Below are 13,933 nucleotides of genomic sequence, written 5' to 3' on the forward strand. Positions count from 1 at the left end.
CACCCACTGTGCTGAACGATCTCGACGAACGCATCGTGCACGCCCTCGCCGAGGACGCCCGCCGCTCCTACGCGGACATCGGGCAGCTCGTCGGCCTGTCCGCGCCCGCCGTCAAGCGGCGCGTGGACAGGCTGCGCGCCACCGGAGCCATCACCGGCTTCACCGTCCGGGTCGACCCGGCGGCGCTCGGCTGGGAGACCGAGGGGTACGTCGAGATCCACTGCCGGCGCAACACCTCCCCGGAGACCATCCAGCGGGGCCTGGAGCGCTACCAGGAGGTGGTGTCCGCCTCCACCGTCACCGGCGACGCGGACGCGATCGCCCAGGTGTTCGCCGCGGACATGCGCCACTTCGAACGCGTCCTCGAACGCATCGCGGGCGAGCCGTTCGTGGAACGCACCAAGTCGGTCCTGGTCCTCTCCCCCCTCCTGCGCCGCTACTCGTCGGGCTCCCCGACGTGACGCCGCGGGCTGGTGGAAACCGCCCCGCACCCCACACCGCCCCCGGCCTCACCGGCTCCGGGGGCGGAGGCGTGTCCGGGCGCCGCACGCGGGTCTCAAGCGGGGTCAGGGGGCGCAGCCCCAGCCGGGGTCCGGGGCGGAGCCCCGGGGAGGGTGACCTCTCACTCCACCGAGTCGGGTGGGTGGGTGGGCGAGGTGGGGGAGAGACAACTCCCCGCACAACGAATCGCCGTACACCCCCTTCCGTACGCAACGAACCCCCCACTCCCGCGCAACGGCGACCGCTTGTACCCCCCATCCACCCGCCCGTACCGTCTAACCGCCCCCCGAAGAACCCCCGCACCGCGAGGAATCCATGCGCACCGCCCTGCTCCAGAGCTCCGGCCGCCCCGGCTCCGTCGCCGAGAACCTGAAGGTCCTCGACGCCGCGGCCGCCCGCGCCGCCGCCGCGGGCGCCGCACTCCTCCTCGCCCCCGAGATGTTCCTGACCGGCTACGCCATCGGCGACGACATCGCCCGCCTCGCCGAGCCCGCCGACGGCGAGGGCGCCGACGCGGTCGCCGAGCTGGCGACCCGGCACGGCCTCGCGGTCGCCTACGGCTACCCGGAGCGCGAAGGCGAGTCCGTCTTCAACTCCGCCCAGCTGATCTCCGCCGACGGCGCCCGCCTCGCCAACCACCGCAAGACCCACCTCTTCGGCGGCTTCGAGCGCGACCACTTCACCCCGGGCGACCAGCCGGTCGTCCAGGCCGAGCTGAACGGCCTGACCGTGGGCCTGCTGATCTGCTACGACGTGGAGTTCCCGGAGAACGTGCGCGGCCACGCCCTGGCCGGCACCGACCTCCTCCTCGTCCCGACGGCGCTCATGCACCCGTACCAGTTCGTCGCCGAATCCCTCGTACCGGTGCGCGCCTTCGAGAACCAGATGTACGTCGCGTACGCCAACCGCACCGGCCGCGAAGGCGAGTTCGAGTTCACCGGACTGTCCGCCCTCGCCGGCCCCGACGGCGTCGCCCGCGCCCGGGCCGGCCGCGCCGAGGAGCTGGTCCTCGCCGACGCGGACCCGGCCCTCCTCGCCGCCTCCCGCGAGAGCAACCCGTACCTCGCCGACCGCCGCCCCGGCCTGTACGGGTCCCTCGTCTGAGCCTCCCGGCCCGCACCCCGCCCGCACCCCGTTCTTCCCGCGCAAGGAGTCCGTACCCCATGACGTCCACGGTGCCCAACGCCGTCGAGCACGCCGACGAGCAGCAGCCGCCGATCACCATGTTCGGCCCGGACTTCCCCTACGCCTACGACGACTTCCTCGCCCACCCGGCCGGCCTCGGCCAGATCCCCGCGACCGAGCTGGGCGCCGAGGTCGCGGTCATCGGCGGCGGCCTGTCCGGCGTCGTCGCCGCCTACGAGCTGATGAAGATGGGCCTCAAGCCCGTCGTCTACGAGGCCGACCGGATCGGCGGCCGGCTGCGCACCGTCGGCTTCGAGGGCTGCGACGCGTCGCTGACCGCGGAGATGGGCGCCATGCGCTTCCCGCCGTCCTCCACCGCCCTCCAGCACTACATCGACCTGGTCGGCCTCACCACCCGCCCCTTCCCCAACCCGCTCGCCGAGACGACCCCGTCCACCGTCGTCGACCTCAAGGGCGAGTCGCACTACGCCGAGACGATCGCCGACCTGCCGCAGGTCTACCGGGACGTCGCCGACGCCTGGGGCCGGTGCCTGGAGGAGGGCGCCGACTTCTCCGACATGAACCGCGCCCTGCGCGAGCGGGACGTGCCGCGCATCCGCGAGATCTGGGCGAAGCTGGTGGAGAAGCTGGACAACCAGACCTTCTACGGCTTCCTCTGCGACTCCGAGGCGTTCAAGTCCTTCCGGCAGCGCGAGATCTTCGGCCAGGTCGGCTTCGGCACCGGCGGCTGGGACACCGACTTCCCCAACTCCATCCTGGAGATCCTGCGCGTCGTCTACACCGAGGCCGACGACCACCACCGCGGCATCGTCGGCGGCTCCCAGCAGCTGCCGCTGCGCCTGTGGGAGCGCGAGCCGGAGAAGATCGTCCACTGGCCCTACGGCACCTCGCTGAAGTCGCTGCACGTGGCCGGCGAGCCGCGCCCGGCCGTGACCCGGCTGAACCGCACCGCGGGCAACCGGATCACGGTGACCGACGCGAGCGGCGACATCCGCACCTACCGGGCGGCGATCTTCACCGCCCAGTCCTGGATGCTGCTGTCCAAGATCCAGTGCGACGACGAGCTGTTCCCGATCGACCACTGGACGGCGATCGAGCGCACCCACTACATGGAGTCCAGCAAGCTGTTCGTGCCGGTGGACCGGCCGTTCTGGCTGGACAAGGACGAGCAGACGGGCCGGGACGTCATGTCGATGACGCTGACCGACCGGATGACCCGCGGCACCTACCTGCTGGACGACGGGCCGGACAAGCCCGCCGTGATCTGCCTCTCCTACACCTGGTGCGACGACAGCCTCAAGTGGCTGCCGCTGTCCGCGAACGAGCGGATGGAGGTCATGCTGAAGTCGCTCGGCGAGATCTACCCGAACGTCGACATCCGGGCGCACGTGATCGGTAACCCGGTGACGGTGTCCTGGGAGAACGAGCCGTACTTCATGGGCGCGTTCAAGGCCAACCTGCCCGGCCACTACCGCTACCAGCGGCGCCTGTTCACGCACTTCATGCAGGACCGGCTGCCCGAGGACAAGCGGGGCATCTTCCTGGCCGGCGACGACATCTCCTGGACGGCCGGCTGGGCGGAGGGCGCCGTGCAGACCGCGCTGAACGCGGTGTGGGGCGTGATGCACCACTTCGGCGGCGGCACCGACGCCACCAACCCCGGTCCGGGCGACGTCTACGACGAGATCGCGCCCGTCGAGCTGCCCGAGGACTGACGCCGGCCGCGGGCGGTCACAGTCCGGCCGCCCGCGCCGCCTCGTACACCTCGGCGGCGACGTCCTTGAGCTCCTCGGCGTCGCGCGGGGTGCTCTGCACGTCGACCAGGATCTCCTCCAGGCCGAGTTCGGCGTAGGGGAGCAGGTCGGCCGCGATCTGCTCGGCGCCGCCGTGGAAGGGCCTGCGGTCGCCGCCTTCGCGCTTGGCCCGGTAGCGGGCGTTCACCCGCAGCACCGTCCGGATCGGCTGCTGCCGGCCGCGCTCGGCGGCCAGGTCCTGGAGCGCGTGCCACTGGTCGGCGACCTGCTCCACGCCGGTGGCGGTCGGCAGCCAGCCGTCGGCGTGCTCGACCAGCCGCTCCCGCGCCCGGCCGGTGCCGGCGGCCAGCAGGACGGGAATGGGCCGGGCGGGCTTGGGGCCGACCAGGGCCGAGTCGATCGAGGTCAGCGGGCCGGTGTGGCGCACCGGGTCCGGGCCCCACACCGCGCGGCAGACGTCGATCACCTCGTCCAGCACCCGCCCGCGCTCCTTGATCGGCCGGATGCCCGAGGCCGCGTACTCGTCCAGGGACCAGCCGGTGCCGAAGCCGGCGAGCACCCGGCCGCCGCTGGCCGCGTCGAGCGAGGCGAGGGCCTTGGCGAGCTGGAACGGCGTGTGCAGCGGCGCGACGAGCACGCTGCTGCCCAGGCTCACCCGCTCGGTGGCCGCCGCGGCCAGGGTGAGCGTGACCAGCGGGTCGGCCACATGCCGGTAGGCGTCGGGCCAGGGCAGGCCCTCGATGCCGTACAGGCCCTGGGTGGCGGGCTCCGGGAACAGGGCCCGTTCGTACACCCAGAGGCTGTCGTAGCCGATGCGTTCGGCGGCGCGGGCCACGTCGGGCACGTCCGTGCCGAGGTCGTACTGACGGTTCTGCGGGAGACCCAGTCCCAGCCGTGTCGCCATGCCGGTGCGCTCCTTCGTGATCGTCGGTGTCCACCGGTCAACGTACAGTGATCACCCGAGAGTTCCCCGGCGCCCGGCCGGGGCCCGCGGCCGTGGCCGCGCCGGAGCGGGGCGGAGCGGGTCAGTGCGGTAGCGGGGTGAGCATCATGCGCCCGGCGAAGCCGACCGCCGCGTCCAGCCGCTGGGCGAACTCCTCGGCCACGTCCGGCAGTCGGCGCAGCGCCCACAGCGCCCGCGCGCTCGACCAGGCGGCGTCCCGGGCCCGCTCCAGGCTCCACGCGCTCAGCAGATGGGTGAGCGGATCGGCGATCTGGAGCAGGTCGGGCCCCGGCATCAGCTCCTCGCGGACCCGCTCCTCCAGCGCGGCCAGCAGGTCGCCGACGCGGTCGAAGTCGCTCTCCAGGTCCTCCGGTTCGCATCCGAGGGCGAGAGAGGCGTCCACGACGGCGAGGGCCAGGTCGTGGCCGATGTGCGCGTTGACGCCGGCCAGCGCGAACTGGAGCGGGCGTACGCCGGGATGGCGGCGGAGCTGGAACAGCGGGCGCCAGCAGGCGGGCGGGCGCCGCCCCCGGTCCGCCGCGTCCACGGCGGCGAGGTAGCGCCCGGCGAACCGCACGTCCAGCGTGGCCGCGGCGTGCGGGTCCGTGAAGCGTCCGGCGGTCAGCCGGTGGCCGACGGCCTCGGTGACGGTGAGGTAGACGCGGTTGAAGACCGCGATCCCGTCCCGCTCCGGCAGGGTGGCCGCCAGCGAGCGCATCCGCGTGAGGACCGCGTCCACGGTGTCCGGGCGGCGGGTGAGTCGTACCGAGTGCCCCATGGGGGCAGCGTCCCAGCCCCGCGCCGCCCGCACCGCCGACCGCCCCGCCGTTCCCCACAACGGGCGAATCGCGGCCGTCGCACGACGGGCGAATCGCGGCTACCGCTCGGCGCGCCCCTCGTCGTAGGACGACGTGCCCTCGTCCAGGAGCGGTTCCTGCTTCTTCAGATGGGCGGGCGCGAAGGCGCGCAGCGCGTGGTAGCCGGTGATGACGACGATCGTGCCGAGCGCGATGCCGCTGAGCGAGAAGGTGTCGGTGAACTTCATGCTGACGTTGCCGACGCCGATGATGATGCCCGCCGCGGCCGGCACCAGGTTCAGCGGGTTGCGCAGGTCGACCTTGGCGTTGAGCCAGATCTGCGCGCCGAGCAGGCCGATCATGCCGTACAGGATGACGGTGATGCCGCCGAGGACGCCGCCGGGGATCGCGGCGACGACCGCGCCGAACTTCGGGCACAGGCCGAACAGCAGCGCGAAGCCGGCGGCGGCCCAGTAGGCGGCGGTGGAGTACACGCGGGTGGCGGCCATCACGCCGATGTTCTCGGAGTAGGTGGTGTTGGGCGGGCCGCCCACCGCCGTCGACAGCACCGAGGCGACGCCGTCGGCCGAGATGGCCGTGCCGAGCTTGTCGTCCAGCGGGTCGCCGGTCATCTCGCCGACCGCCTTGACGTGTCCGGCGTTCTCCGCGACCAGCGCGATGACGACGGGCAGCGCCACCAGGATCGCCGACCAGTGGAAGGCCGGTCCGTGGAAGGTCGGCAGCCCGACCCAGTCGGCCTTGCCGACGCCGGAGAGGTCCAGGCGCCAGTGGTCGGTGACCTTGCCCGACCCGTCCGCGGAGTGGATCCTGCCGAAGATCCGGTCGAGCGCCCAGGACAGGGCGTACCCGAAGACCAGGCCGAGGAAGATCGCGATGCGGGACCAGAAGCCGCGCAGGCAGACCACGGCCAGTCCTGTGAACAGCATCACCAGCAGCGCCGTCCACTGGTCCTGCGGCCAGTAGGTGGAGGCGGTGACCGGGGCGAGGTTGAAGCCGATCAGCATCACCACCGCGCCGGTGACGACCGGCGGCATCGCGGCGTGGATGATCCGCGCCCCGAACCGCTGGACGGCGAGCCCGATCAGGAACAGCACCGCGCCGACGACCAGCACCGCGCCGGTGACCGTCGCGCTCGTGCCGCCCTGGGCCCGGATCACCGCGGCGACGCCCACGAACGACAGCGAGCAGCCCAGGTAGCTGGGGACCCGGCCGCGGGTGGCGAGCAGGAAGATCACCGTCGCGACGCCGGACATCATGATCGCGAGGTTGGGGTCGAGGCCCATGAGCACGGGGGCCACGAAGGAGGCGCCGAACATGGCCACGACGTGCTGGGCGCCGAGCCCGGCCGTGCGGGGCCAGGAGAGCCGTTCGTCGGGCCGGACCACCGCTCCGGGTGCGGGCGTGCGCCCGTCACCGTGCAGTTTCCAGCGCACGCCGAGGTCCATGGTGGGGTTTCGCTTTCTCTGTACGTGAGGTGTCCGAAAACCATTGTCGGGGGTGCGCGGCGATGCTCCGTTCGAAAGTCGCGCTGAGCGACCGCTTAGGATGGGCCGCGCAGTACCGCCGCACCGCCCCACCGCACCCCCCAGGAGCACCCCGTGACCGTCCAGGCCCCCGCCGTCCCCGCCCTGTCGTACGGCCGGCTGATCCCCGTCGACGTGCACTTCGACGACCTGGACGCGCTCGGCCTGCTGCACAACGCGCGCTACCCGCTGCTGGTGGAGCGCGCCTGGTCCGAGCTGTGGAGCGGCCACGGTTTCCGCTTCGAGGGCGACTGGGCCGCCGCCGGCGACGCCTGCAACGCGGTCAGGGAACTGCGGATCACCTACGACGCCCCGGTGACCCGGCCGGGTGAGTACGCTGTCCACCTGTGGCTGGAACGACTCGGTACCACCGGCCTGACGTACGGCTTCCGGTTCTGCTCGGCCGACGGCGCGACGGCCTACGCGCACGGCGCCCGCGTCCTGGTCCGGCTGGACTCCGAGACGCTGCGCCCCGCCCCGTGGAGCGAGCGGTTCAGGGCCGCGGGCCGGGAACTGCTGCGGCCGGCCCACTGATCCTCGGCCGGTCCCGGTCGCCCGCCCGCAGCACCCCGGCGAAGGCGGCCAGCCCGCACGCCAGCACGGTCACCAGGCCGAACGACACCACCAGGCTGGTCGCCTGGGCGAGCCCGCCGATGGCGCTCGGCGCGACCAGACCGGAGGTGTACGTGATGGTCGCCACGCCGGCGATGGCCTGACTGGGGTTGGGCCCGCTGCGCCCGGCCGCCGCGAAGCACAGCGGCACGACGACCGCGATGCCGAGCCCCATCAGCGCGAACCCGCCCATCGCCACCGCCGGATGGCCCGCCAGGACGACCAGCAGCCCGCCCAGCACGGCCAGCACCCCGCCGGCCCGCACCGTGCGCACCGAGCCGAACCGGTCCACCACCCGGTCGCCGACGATCCGGGCGACGGCCATGGTGAGGGTGAAGCCCGTGGTGCAGGCCGCGGCGAGCCCCGCCGAGGTCTCCAGCTGCTGGCGCAGGTACACCGCCGACCAGTCCAGGCTCGCGCCCTCCGCGAACACCGCGCAGAACCCGATCGCGCCGATCAGCAGCGCCGACTTCGGCGGCAGCGCGAACCGCGGCGGCGGCTCCTCGTCCTCGGCGGGCTGGAGGTCCAGGACCCAGGAGCAGGCCACCTGCCCGAGCACGGTCAGCACAGCGGCCGCCAGGACGTGGTGCAGCCGGGCGTCCGCGCCCAGGTGCGCGGCGAGCGTGCCGGCCGCCGAGCCGATCAGGGCGCCCGCGCTCCACATGCCGTGCAGCCCGGACATGATCGAGCGGCCGAGCCGGTTCTCCACCTCCACGCCGAGCGCGTTCATCGCGACGTCGGACATCCCCGCCGAGGCGCCGTAGACGAACAGCGCCAGGCAGAGGGCGGGCAGGTTGGGGGAGAGGGCGGGCAGGACCAGGGACAGCGTCCACAGCGCGAGCAGGCCGCGCAGGGCGGCGCGGGCGCCGAAACGGTGGCTGATCCGGCCCGCCAGCGGCATCGCGAGGGACGCGCCGAGCGCGGGGAACGCCAGCGCGAGGCCCAGCTGCCCGGCGCTCACCGAGGCGTGCTCCTGGATCCACGGGACCCGGGTCGCGAACGAGCCGGTGACCGCGCCGTGCGCGGCGAACACGGCCGCCACGGCGTACCGGGCGCGCCGCACCTCGCGCTGTTCGTAGACCACTGCTCTCATTCTCCGGCCCCTTCTGGACGCTGGGCCGCCCCCGCGGACGGCCGGCGTGCTGAACGCGACGTAAACTATCAGGGACCCTTCCTGATGGATAGGGGATTTGCGACGGCCGCCCGGCGCGGCCCAGTCGATCTGGGAGGATTCCCGGCATGCCCGCATCCCCGAGCACCGCCCGGGCCATCAACGACCGGCTCGCCCTGCGCCTGCTGCAGCGGGAAGGACCGTTGACGGCAGGACAGTTGAAGCAGCTCACCGGCCTGTCCAGGCCGACCGTCGCCGACCTCGTGGAGCGCCTGGCGCTCTCCGGCCTGATCACCGTGGTGGGGGAGTCCGGCGAGCAGCGGCGCGGCCCCAACGCACGGCTGTACGGCATCGTCGCCGACCGCGCCCACCTGGCCGCCCTTGACGTGCGCACCGAGAGCGTCACCGTGACCGTCACCGACCTGCTGGGCCGGGAACGCGCCGAGGCGTGCGCGCCCATCGGCGGCGACACCGGCACCGGGGACGCGGTCGAGCAGGCGGTCACGCTGGTGGAGCGGGCGGCGAAGGAGGCCGGCGCGGAGCGGCTGCACACCGTCGCCATCGGCGCCCCCGGGCTCATCGACCCGGTCACCGGTGAGCTGCGCGACTCGACGGGCCTGCCCGAGTGGCACCGCCGGCTGGTGGCCGCCCTTCAGCAACGGCTGCCGCGCGCGGCCGTCATCGTCGAGAACGAGACCAACCTCGCCGCGCTGGCCGAGCAGCGCGACGGAGCCGCCCGGGGACGGGACACCTTCGTCCTGCTCTGGCTCGGCCACGGCACCGGCGCGGCCGTCGTCCTGGACGGCGCGCTGCGCCGCGGCGCGTCCGGCGGCACCGGCGAGATCGGCTTCCTGCCCGTGCCGGGCACCGGGGGCCTGCCCTCGGCCACCGACTGCACGGGCGGCTTCCACTCCCTGGCCGGCGCGGCGGCGGTGGCCCAACTCGCCCGCGCGCACGGACTGACCGGGGCGCCGGCGGCCGAGCTGGTGCGGCGGGCGGCGACCGGGGACGCCGCCGCGTCCGACGCCTTCCTGGACGCCCTCGCCGACCGCGTCGCCCTCGGCGCCGCCTCGGTCGTGGCCGTCCTGGACCCCGGCTGCCTGGTCCTGGGCGGCGAGGTCGGCCAGGCCGGCGGCGAGGCGCTCGCGGCCCGGGTGGCCGACCGCGTCCAGCGGATGTCGCCGCTGCCCCTGGAGGTGCGGCCGGGCGCGCTCGGCGGCGGCGCGGTGCTGCGCGGAGCGCTGATCACGGCGCGGGACCGCGCCCAGGACGACCTGTTCGCCCCGGCCGGCCGGAGCGGCGGGGAACACCGGGCCGGATGACCGGACACGGGCCGTACCGGTGCGCGCCCCGCGTCACAGGACGCGCGTACCCGGCTCTCGTCGAGGGAGGTGCGTACGCCGCCCTCGTCACGGGAGGTGCGTACGCCGCCCTCGTCGCAGGACGCGCGCCCGCCGCACCGGGCGCCGCACGCGCGGCCGCCTCACCGGTGCAGCGCCGAGCCGAACCGCGTCAGCAGGTACTCCTCGAACGTCCGCTTGCCCACCGCCCGGCGCGGCGCGAGATGGCCGCCCGCGCGGAAGCCGCGGTAGACCCGGCCCGGCATCGGCAGGCTGAGGATCGGGCGGCGCCGGCCGACGGCCCTGAGATAGGCGCGGGCCAGGGACTCCACCGGACGCACCTCGGGGCCGCCCAGGTCGGGCGCCCGCCCCGCCGGCGCGCCCACCGCCAGCTCGGCCAGTCGGCCCGCGACCTCGGCCGCCTCCACCGGCTGGGCGCTCACCCCGGCCGGCAGCAGTACGACCGGCGCCTTGGCCACCCGTTCGAAGACGTCCACCAGCAGGTCGTGGAACTGGGTGGCGCGCAGCACCGTCCAGCCCAGTCCCGACTCCACGACCAGCCGCTCCACCGCGTGCTTCGTCTGGTAGTAGCCGAACGGCACCCGGTCGACGCCCACGACGGAGACGTAGACGAGATGGGGGACGCCCGCCGTGCGCGCCGCCGCGATCAGGTGGCCGGCCGCCTCCTCGTCGCCGCCCCGGGGCGAGCTCGCGCAGTGCACGATCGCGTCCACGCCCGCCACGGCCGCGTCCAGCGCCGGCCCGCCCTCACGCAGATCGACGGCGCAGGACCGGCTGTGCCGGCTGAGCACCCGCACCTCGTGCCCGTCGGCGCGCAGCCGTTCGGCGACGAGCCGGCCGAGCGTTCCGGTGCCGCCGGTCACCAGGATCGTGGTCATGCTGCTCCGTCCCTCCGGACATCGGCGTCCCCGTTGGAAGCCGGGACTGTCCACGGCGTGCCAAGCACCAGCTTCGCCGCGTTCACCGGCGCCCGCACCCCGGTTGCGGGCCGCGGCCCGGCCGCCGAACCGACGGTTGGTACGGACCTGTTGACCCGCGTGGTCTAGTCCTCTTAATGTCTGACTCCTGCACAGGCCGGTCCGGCGGCGGTGACGACGGCCCTTGCCCGCCGCCGGACCTCTCATCCCCCGTGCGGCCGGTGCCGGCCGCCCCTCGGCCGCCGACGCGTTCTGTGAGCGAACCCACACCGATCGTCCAGATGGACGCCATGAGGGCGTGGCACACTGGGCCCTGTACCAGAAGCAGCGCACTCCGGGGTCGGTGAAAGTCCGAACCGGCGGTTACAGTCCGCGACCCGGTCGCTTCCAGCGGCCGGTTGACCAGGTGAAATTCCTGGACCGACGGTTAAAGTCCGGATGGGAGGCAGTGCGCGGCGGGCGAACACGCACACGTGCGCGCCGCCGTCCTCGGGTCCGCCCTCACGGGCGTGGCCCCGTCCGGCGTCGCCCCGAGTGCTCCACGCCCGTGATCTCTGTCGTCGTCGGCAGCCCCGGAGTCCGTGCCCCAAGAGGCAGGAGGACCCGGGAAGTGTTCACCGGAATCGTCGAAGAGCTGGGTGAGGTCACCGCCGTCGAGAACCTCGGCGACGCCGCCCGCTTCCGGCTCCGCGGCCCCGTCGTGACCGAGGGCGCGCGGCACGGCGACTCCATCGCCGTGAACGGGGTCTGTCTCACCGTCGTCGAGCACGAGGGCGACGAGTTCACCGCCGACGTCATGGCGGAGACCCTCAAACGCTCCAGCCTCGGCGTCCTCGCCGTCGGCTCCCGGGTCAACCTCGAACGCCCCACCGCCGTGGGCGCCCGTCTCGGCGGCCACATCGTCCAGGGCCACGTCGACGGCACCGGCGCCGTCCTGGAGCGCACCCCCTCCGAGCACTGGGAGATCGTGAAGATCTCGCTGCCCGCGGAGCTCGCGCGCTACGTCGTGGAGAAGGGCTCCATCACGGTCGACGGCATCAGCCTCACCGTGGTCGACGCCGGCGCCGACCACTTCACCGTCAGCCTCATCCCCACCACCCTCGCGCTGACCACCCTCGGCCTGAAGAAGGCCGGCGACCCGGTCAACCTGGAGGTGGACGTCGTCGCCAAGTACGTCGAGCGCCTGCTCGGCGACCGGGCGTCCCGCACCGCCGACCGCAGCGGGGAGGCCGGCGCGTGAACTGGCTCAACTCCGAGGCCTTCACCCTCCTCGGCCAGCAGATCAAATGGTCCGACATGATCGGCAACGTCATCGGCCTGATCGGCCTGGCGTTCGGCTGGCGGCGCTCCCTGTGGAGCTGGCCCACCCAGTTCCTGTCCGGCCTGATCCTCTTCGCCGCCTTCTCCACCGCCCACCTCTCCGGCAGCGCCGGAAAGCAGATCGTCGTCATGGTCGTCGCGGTCTACGGCTGGTGGCAGTGGAACCGCGGCCGCGACGGGGGCGAGGACGGCCACATCGCCGTACGCTTCGCCACCTGGCGCGAACGCGCCGCGCTGCTCGGCGCCGCCGCCGTCGGCACCCTCGCCGTCGCCGCCCTCTTCAAGGCCTACCCGTCCCTGTCCTGGGACCCCTGGCCGGACGCCTACATCTTCGTCGGCACCATCGTCGCCATGTACGCCCAGGCCCGCGGCATGGTCGAGTTCTGGTTCGCCTGGCTGCTCGTCGACGCCGTCGGCGTCCCGCTCAACTTCGCCAACGGCTTCGCCTTCTCCGGCTTCGTCTACGTCGTCTACGGCGCGCTCGTCCTGTGGGGCCTGCGCGACTGGTGGCTGCGCTCCCGTCGGACCGCGCGGCCCGTCCCGGAAGGAGCGTGCGCATGACCGCCCGCCCGTCTCCCGCCACCCATCCGACCCGGGCGCCCGGCGCCGCCCGCCCGATCCCGCCCGCCCTCTACTCCGACGCCGTCGAGGAGTTCGCGCTCGACCCGGTCGAGCAGGCCGTCGCCGACATCGCCGCCGGCCGCCCGGTCGTGGTCGTCGACGACGAGGACCGGGAGAACGAGGGCGACCTCGTCATCGCCGCCGAGAAGGCGACCCCCGAGATCGTCGCCTTCATGATGAGCGAGTGCCGCGGCCTGATCTGCGCCCCCATGGAGGGCGAGGAACTGGACCGGCTCGAACTGCCGCAGATGGTCGCGCAGAACACCGAGTCGATGAAGACCGCCTTCACCGTCTCCGTCGACGCCTCGGCGGCGCACGGCGTCACCACCGGCATCTCCGCCGCCGACCGCGCCACCACCCTGCGCATGCTGGCGAGCGGCGCCGCCGAGCCCGCCGACCTGGTCCGCCCCGGCCACGTCTTCCCGCTGCGCGCCAGGAGCGGCGGCGTACTGGTCCGCGACGGCCACACCGAGGCCGCCGTCGACCTCGCCCGGCTCGCCGGGCTGCGCCCGGCCGGCGCCATCGTGGAGATCGCCGGCGAGGACGGCCGGATGCTGCGCCTGCCCGAACTGGTCGTCTTCGCCCGCAAGCACGGCCTGACGATCATCTCCATCGAGGACCTGATCGCCTACCGCCGGAGCAGCGAGCCCACCGTCCGCCGCGAGGCCGAGGTCCGCCTGCCCACCGCGCACGGCACGTTCACCGCCTACGGCTACCGCTCCACCGTCGACGGCGTCGAACACGTCGCCCTCGTCCACGGCGAGATCGGCGACGGCGAGGACGTCCTGGTCCGCGTCCACTCCGAGTGCCTGACCGGCGACGTCTTCGGCTCGCTGCGCTGCGACTGCGGCCCCCAGCTGGACGCCTCCCTCGCCCGCATCCAGCGGGAGGGCCGCGGCGTGGTGGTCTACCTGCGCGGCCACGAGGGACGCGGCATCGGACTGATGTCCAAGCTGCGGGCCTACGAACTCCAGGAGCGCGGCCGCGACACCCTCGACGCCAACCTCGAACTCGGCCTGCCCGCCGACGCCCGCGACTACGGCGCCGGCGCGCAGATCCTCACCGACCTCGGGGTGCGCGGCGTCCGCCTGATGACCAACAACCCCGACAAGAGCGACGCGTTGCTGCGCCACGGCATCAAGGTCACCGACCGCGAGCCGATGCCCGTCCAGGCCGGCGAGCACAACCTCCGTTACCTGCGCACCAAGCGGGACCGGATGGGGCACGACCTGCCCTGGCTGGACACGCCCGCCGTGTCCACCTGCGGCAACCAGTAGGCACCAGTAAGCACCAGAACCACCAGGAA

General features: G+C 73.6%; 13 protein-coding genes and 1 riboswitch. Of the genes, 8 read left to right on the top strand and 5 right to left on the bottom strand.

The genetic code is table 11. The features are described from left to right. The first annotated feature begins 8 nt into the window (after positions 1–8). The 3 genes from ABEB07_RS06710 (at position 9) to ABEB07_RS06720 (ending at position 3,362) form a co-directional block, all read left to right on the top strand. On the top strand, positions 9–461 hold the full coding sequence (locus ABEB07_RS06710) for an Lrp/AsnC family transcriptional regulator (RefSeq protein ID WP_019983898.1): 453 nt from the start codon (positions 9–11) through the stop codon (positions 459–461). Between the two features lie 355 nt (positions 462–816). Further along, positions 817–1,605: a carbon-nitrogen hydrolase family protein gene (locus ABEB07_RS06715; protein ID WP_345667423.1), complete on the top strand. Its 789-nt coding sequence runs from the start codon at positions 817–819 to the stop codon at positions 1,603–1,605. A gap of 59 nt (positions 1,606–1,664) precedes the next feature. Further along, a complete protein-coding gene (locus ABEB07_RS06720; RefSeq protein WP_345667424.1) occupies positions 1,665–3,362 on the top strand; it encodes a flavin monoamine oxidase family protein in 1,698 nt (565 codons plus the stop codon). A gap of 16 nt (positions 3,363–3,378) precedes the next feature. Here ABEB07_RS06720 and ABEB07_RS06725 read toward each other — a convergent pair whose 3' ends face one another. The 3 genes from ABEB07_RS06725 to ABEB07_RS06735 form a co-directional block, all read right to left on the bottom strand. After that, the gene (locus ABEB07_RS06725; RefSeq protein WP_345667425.1) at positions 3,379–4,305 is read right to left on the bottom strand and encodes an LLM class F420-dependent oxidoreductase; all 927 of its coding nucleotides are present in this window, start codon (positions 4,303–4,305) and stop codon (positions 3,379–3,381) included. Positions 4,306–4,426: 121 nt separating this feature from the next. After that, the gene (locus ABEB07_RS06730) at positions 4,427–5,122 is read right to left on the bottom strand and encodes a DUF5995 family protein (RefSeq protein WP_176148216.1); all 696 of its coding nucleotides are present in this window, start codon (positions 5,120–5,122) and stop codon (positions 4,427–4,429) included. 99 nt (positions 5,123–5,221) lie between these two features. Beyond that, positions 5,222–6,607: a uracil-xanthine permease family protein gene (locus tag ABEB07_RS06735; RefSeq protein WP_345667426.1), complete on the bottom strand. Its 1,386-nt coding sequence runs from the start codon at positions 6,605–6,607 to the stop codon at positions 5,222–5,224. A 153-nt stretch (positions 6,608–6,760) separates the two neighbouring features. Between ABEB07_RS06735 and ABEB07_RS06740 the strand changes: the two genes are divergently transcribed. Beyond that, a complete protein-coding gene (locus ABEB07_RS06740) occupies positions 6,761–7,219 on the top strand; it encodes an acyl-CoA thioesterase (RefSeq protein ID WP_345667428.1) in 459 nt (152 codons plus the stop codon). Here the strand turns inward: ABEB07_RS06740 and ABEB07_RS06745 are convergent. After that, positions 7,179–8,390, bottom strand: a complete 1,212-nt coding sequence (locus ABEB07_RS06745) for an MFS transporter (protein WP_345667429.1) — start codon at positions 8,388–8,390, stop codon at positions 7,179–7,181. The two genes, ABEB07_RS06740 and ABEB07_RS06745, sit on opposite strands and share 41 nt — an antisense overlap. Before the next feature lie 146 nt (positions 8,391–8,536). On the opposite strand from ABEB07_RS06745, the gene ABEB07_RS06750 reads away from it, so the two are divergent. Further along, a complete protein-coding gene (locus ABEB07_RS06750) occupies positions 8,537–9,730 on the top strand; it encodes an ROK family transcriptional regulator (protein WP_176148212.1) in 1,194 nt (397 codons plus the stop codon). Positions 9,731–9,891: 161 nt separating this feature from the next. Here ABEB07_RS06750 and ABEB07_RS06755 read toward each other — a convergent pair whose 3' ends face one another. Continuing rightward, positions 9,892–10,647: an SDR family oxidoreductase gene (locus ABEB07_RS06755; RefSeq protein ID WP_345667431.1), complete on the bottom strand. Its 756-nt coding sequence runs from the start codon at positions 10,645–10,647 to the stop codon at positions 9,892–9,894. Between the two features lie 364 nt (positions 10,648–11,011). Continuing rightward, positions 11,012–11,142: riboswitch (FMN riboswitch) on the top strand. A 154-nt stretch (positions 11,143–11,296) separates the two neighbouring features. Between ABEB07_RS06755 and ABEB07_RS06760 the strand changes: the two genes are divergently transcribed. Genes ABEB07_RS06760 through ABEB07_RS06770 form a run of 3 tightly spaced genes read left to right on the top strand, consistent with a single transcriptional unit; the run spans position 11,297 to position 13,904 of the window. After that, the gene (locus ABEB07_RS06760; protein ID WP_345667432.1) at positions 11,297–11,926 is read left to right on the top strand and encodes a riboflavin synthase; all 630 of its coding nucleotides are present in this window, start codon (positions 11,297–11,299) and stop codon (positions 11,924–11,926) included. Next, positions 11,923–12,567 (top strand): nicotinamide mononucleotide transporter family protein, encoded by a 645-nt coding sequence (locus ABEB07_RS06765; protein WP_345667433.1) that lies wholly within the window; start codon positions 11,923–11,925, stop codon positions 12,565–12,567. Before ABEB07_RS06760 ends, ABEB07_RS06765 begins: the two co-directional genes overlap by 4 nt. After that, a complete protein-coding gene (locus ABEB07_RS06770; RefSeq protein WP_345667434.1) occupies positions 12,564–13,904 on the top strand; it encodes a bifunctional 3,4-dihydroxy-2-butanone-4-phosphate synthase/GTP cyclohydrolase II in 1,341 nt (446 codons plus the stop codon). The genes ABEB07_RS06765 and ABEB07_RS06770 overlap by 4 nt, the downstream gene beginning before the upstream one ends. The last annotated feature ends 29 nt before the right edge of the window (positions 13,905–13,933 follow it).

This window comes from Streptomyces similanensis, from assembly GCF_039543625.1.
In the GTDB taxonomy this organism is placed as follows: Bacteria; Actinomycetota; Actinomycetes; order Streptomycetales; family Streptomycetaceae; genus Streptomyces; species Streptomyces similanensis.

Coding starts and splice junctions, on each gene's coding strand:
- ABEB07_RS06715 (WP_345667423.1), top strand. CDS start 817: ATGCGCACCGCCCTGCTCCAGAGCTCCGGCCGCCCCGGCTCCGTCGCC.
- ABEB07_RS06720 (WP_345667424.1), top strand. CDS start 1,665: ATGACGTCCACGGTGCCCAACGCCGTCGAGCACGCCGACGAGCAGCAG.
- ABEB07_RS06725 (WP_345667425.1), bottom strand. CDS start 4,305: ATGGCGACACGGCTGGGACTGGGTCTCCCGCAGAACCGTCAGTACGAC.
- ABEB07_RS06730 (WP_176148216.1), bottom strand. CDS start 5,122: ATGGGGCACTCGGTACGACTCACCCGCCGCCCGGACACCGTGGACGCG.
- ABEB07_RS06735 (WP_345667426.1), bottom strand. CDS start 6,607: ATGGACCTCGGCGTGCGCTGGAAACTGCACGGTGACGGGCGCACGCCC.
- ABEB07_RS06745 (WP_345667429.1), bottom strand. CDS start 8,390: ATGAGAGCAGTGGTCTACGAACAGCGCGAGGTGCGGCGCGCCCGGTAC.
- ABEB07_RS06750 (WP_176148212.1), top strand. CDS start 8,537: ATGCCCGCATCCCCGAGCACCGCCCGGGCCATCAACGACCGGCTCGCC.
- ABEB07_RS06755 (WP_345667431.1), bottom strand. CDS start 10,647: ATGACCACGATCCTGGTGACCGGCGGCACCGGAACGCTCGGCCGGCTC.
- ABEB07_RS06770 (WP_345667434.1), top strand. CDS start 12,564: ATGACCGCCCGCCCGTCTCCCGCCACCCATCCGACCCGGGCGCCCGGC.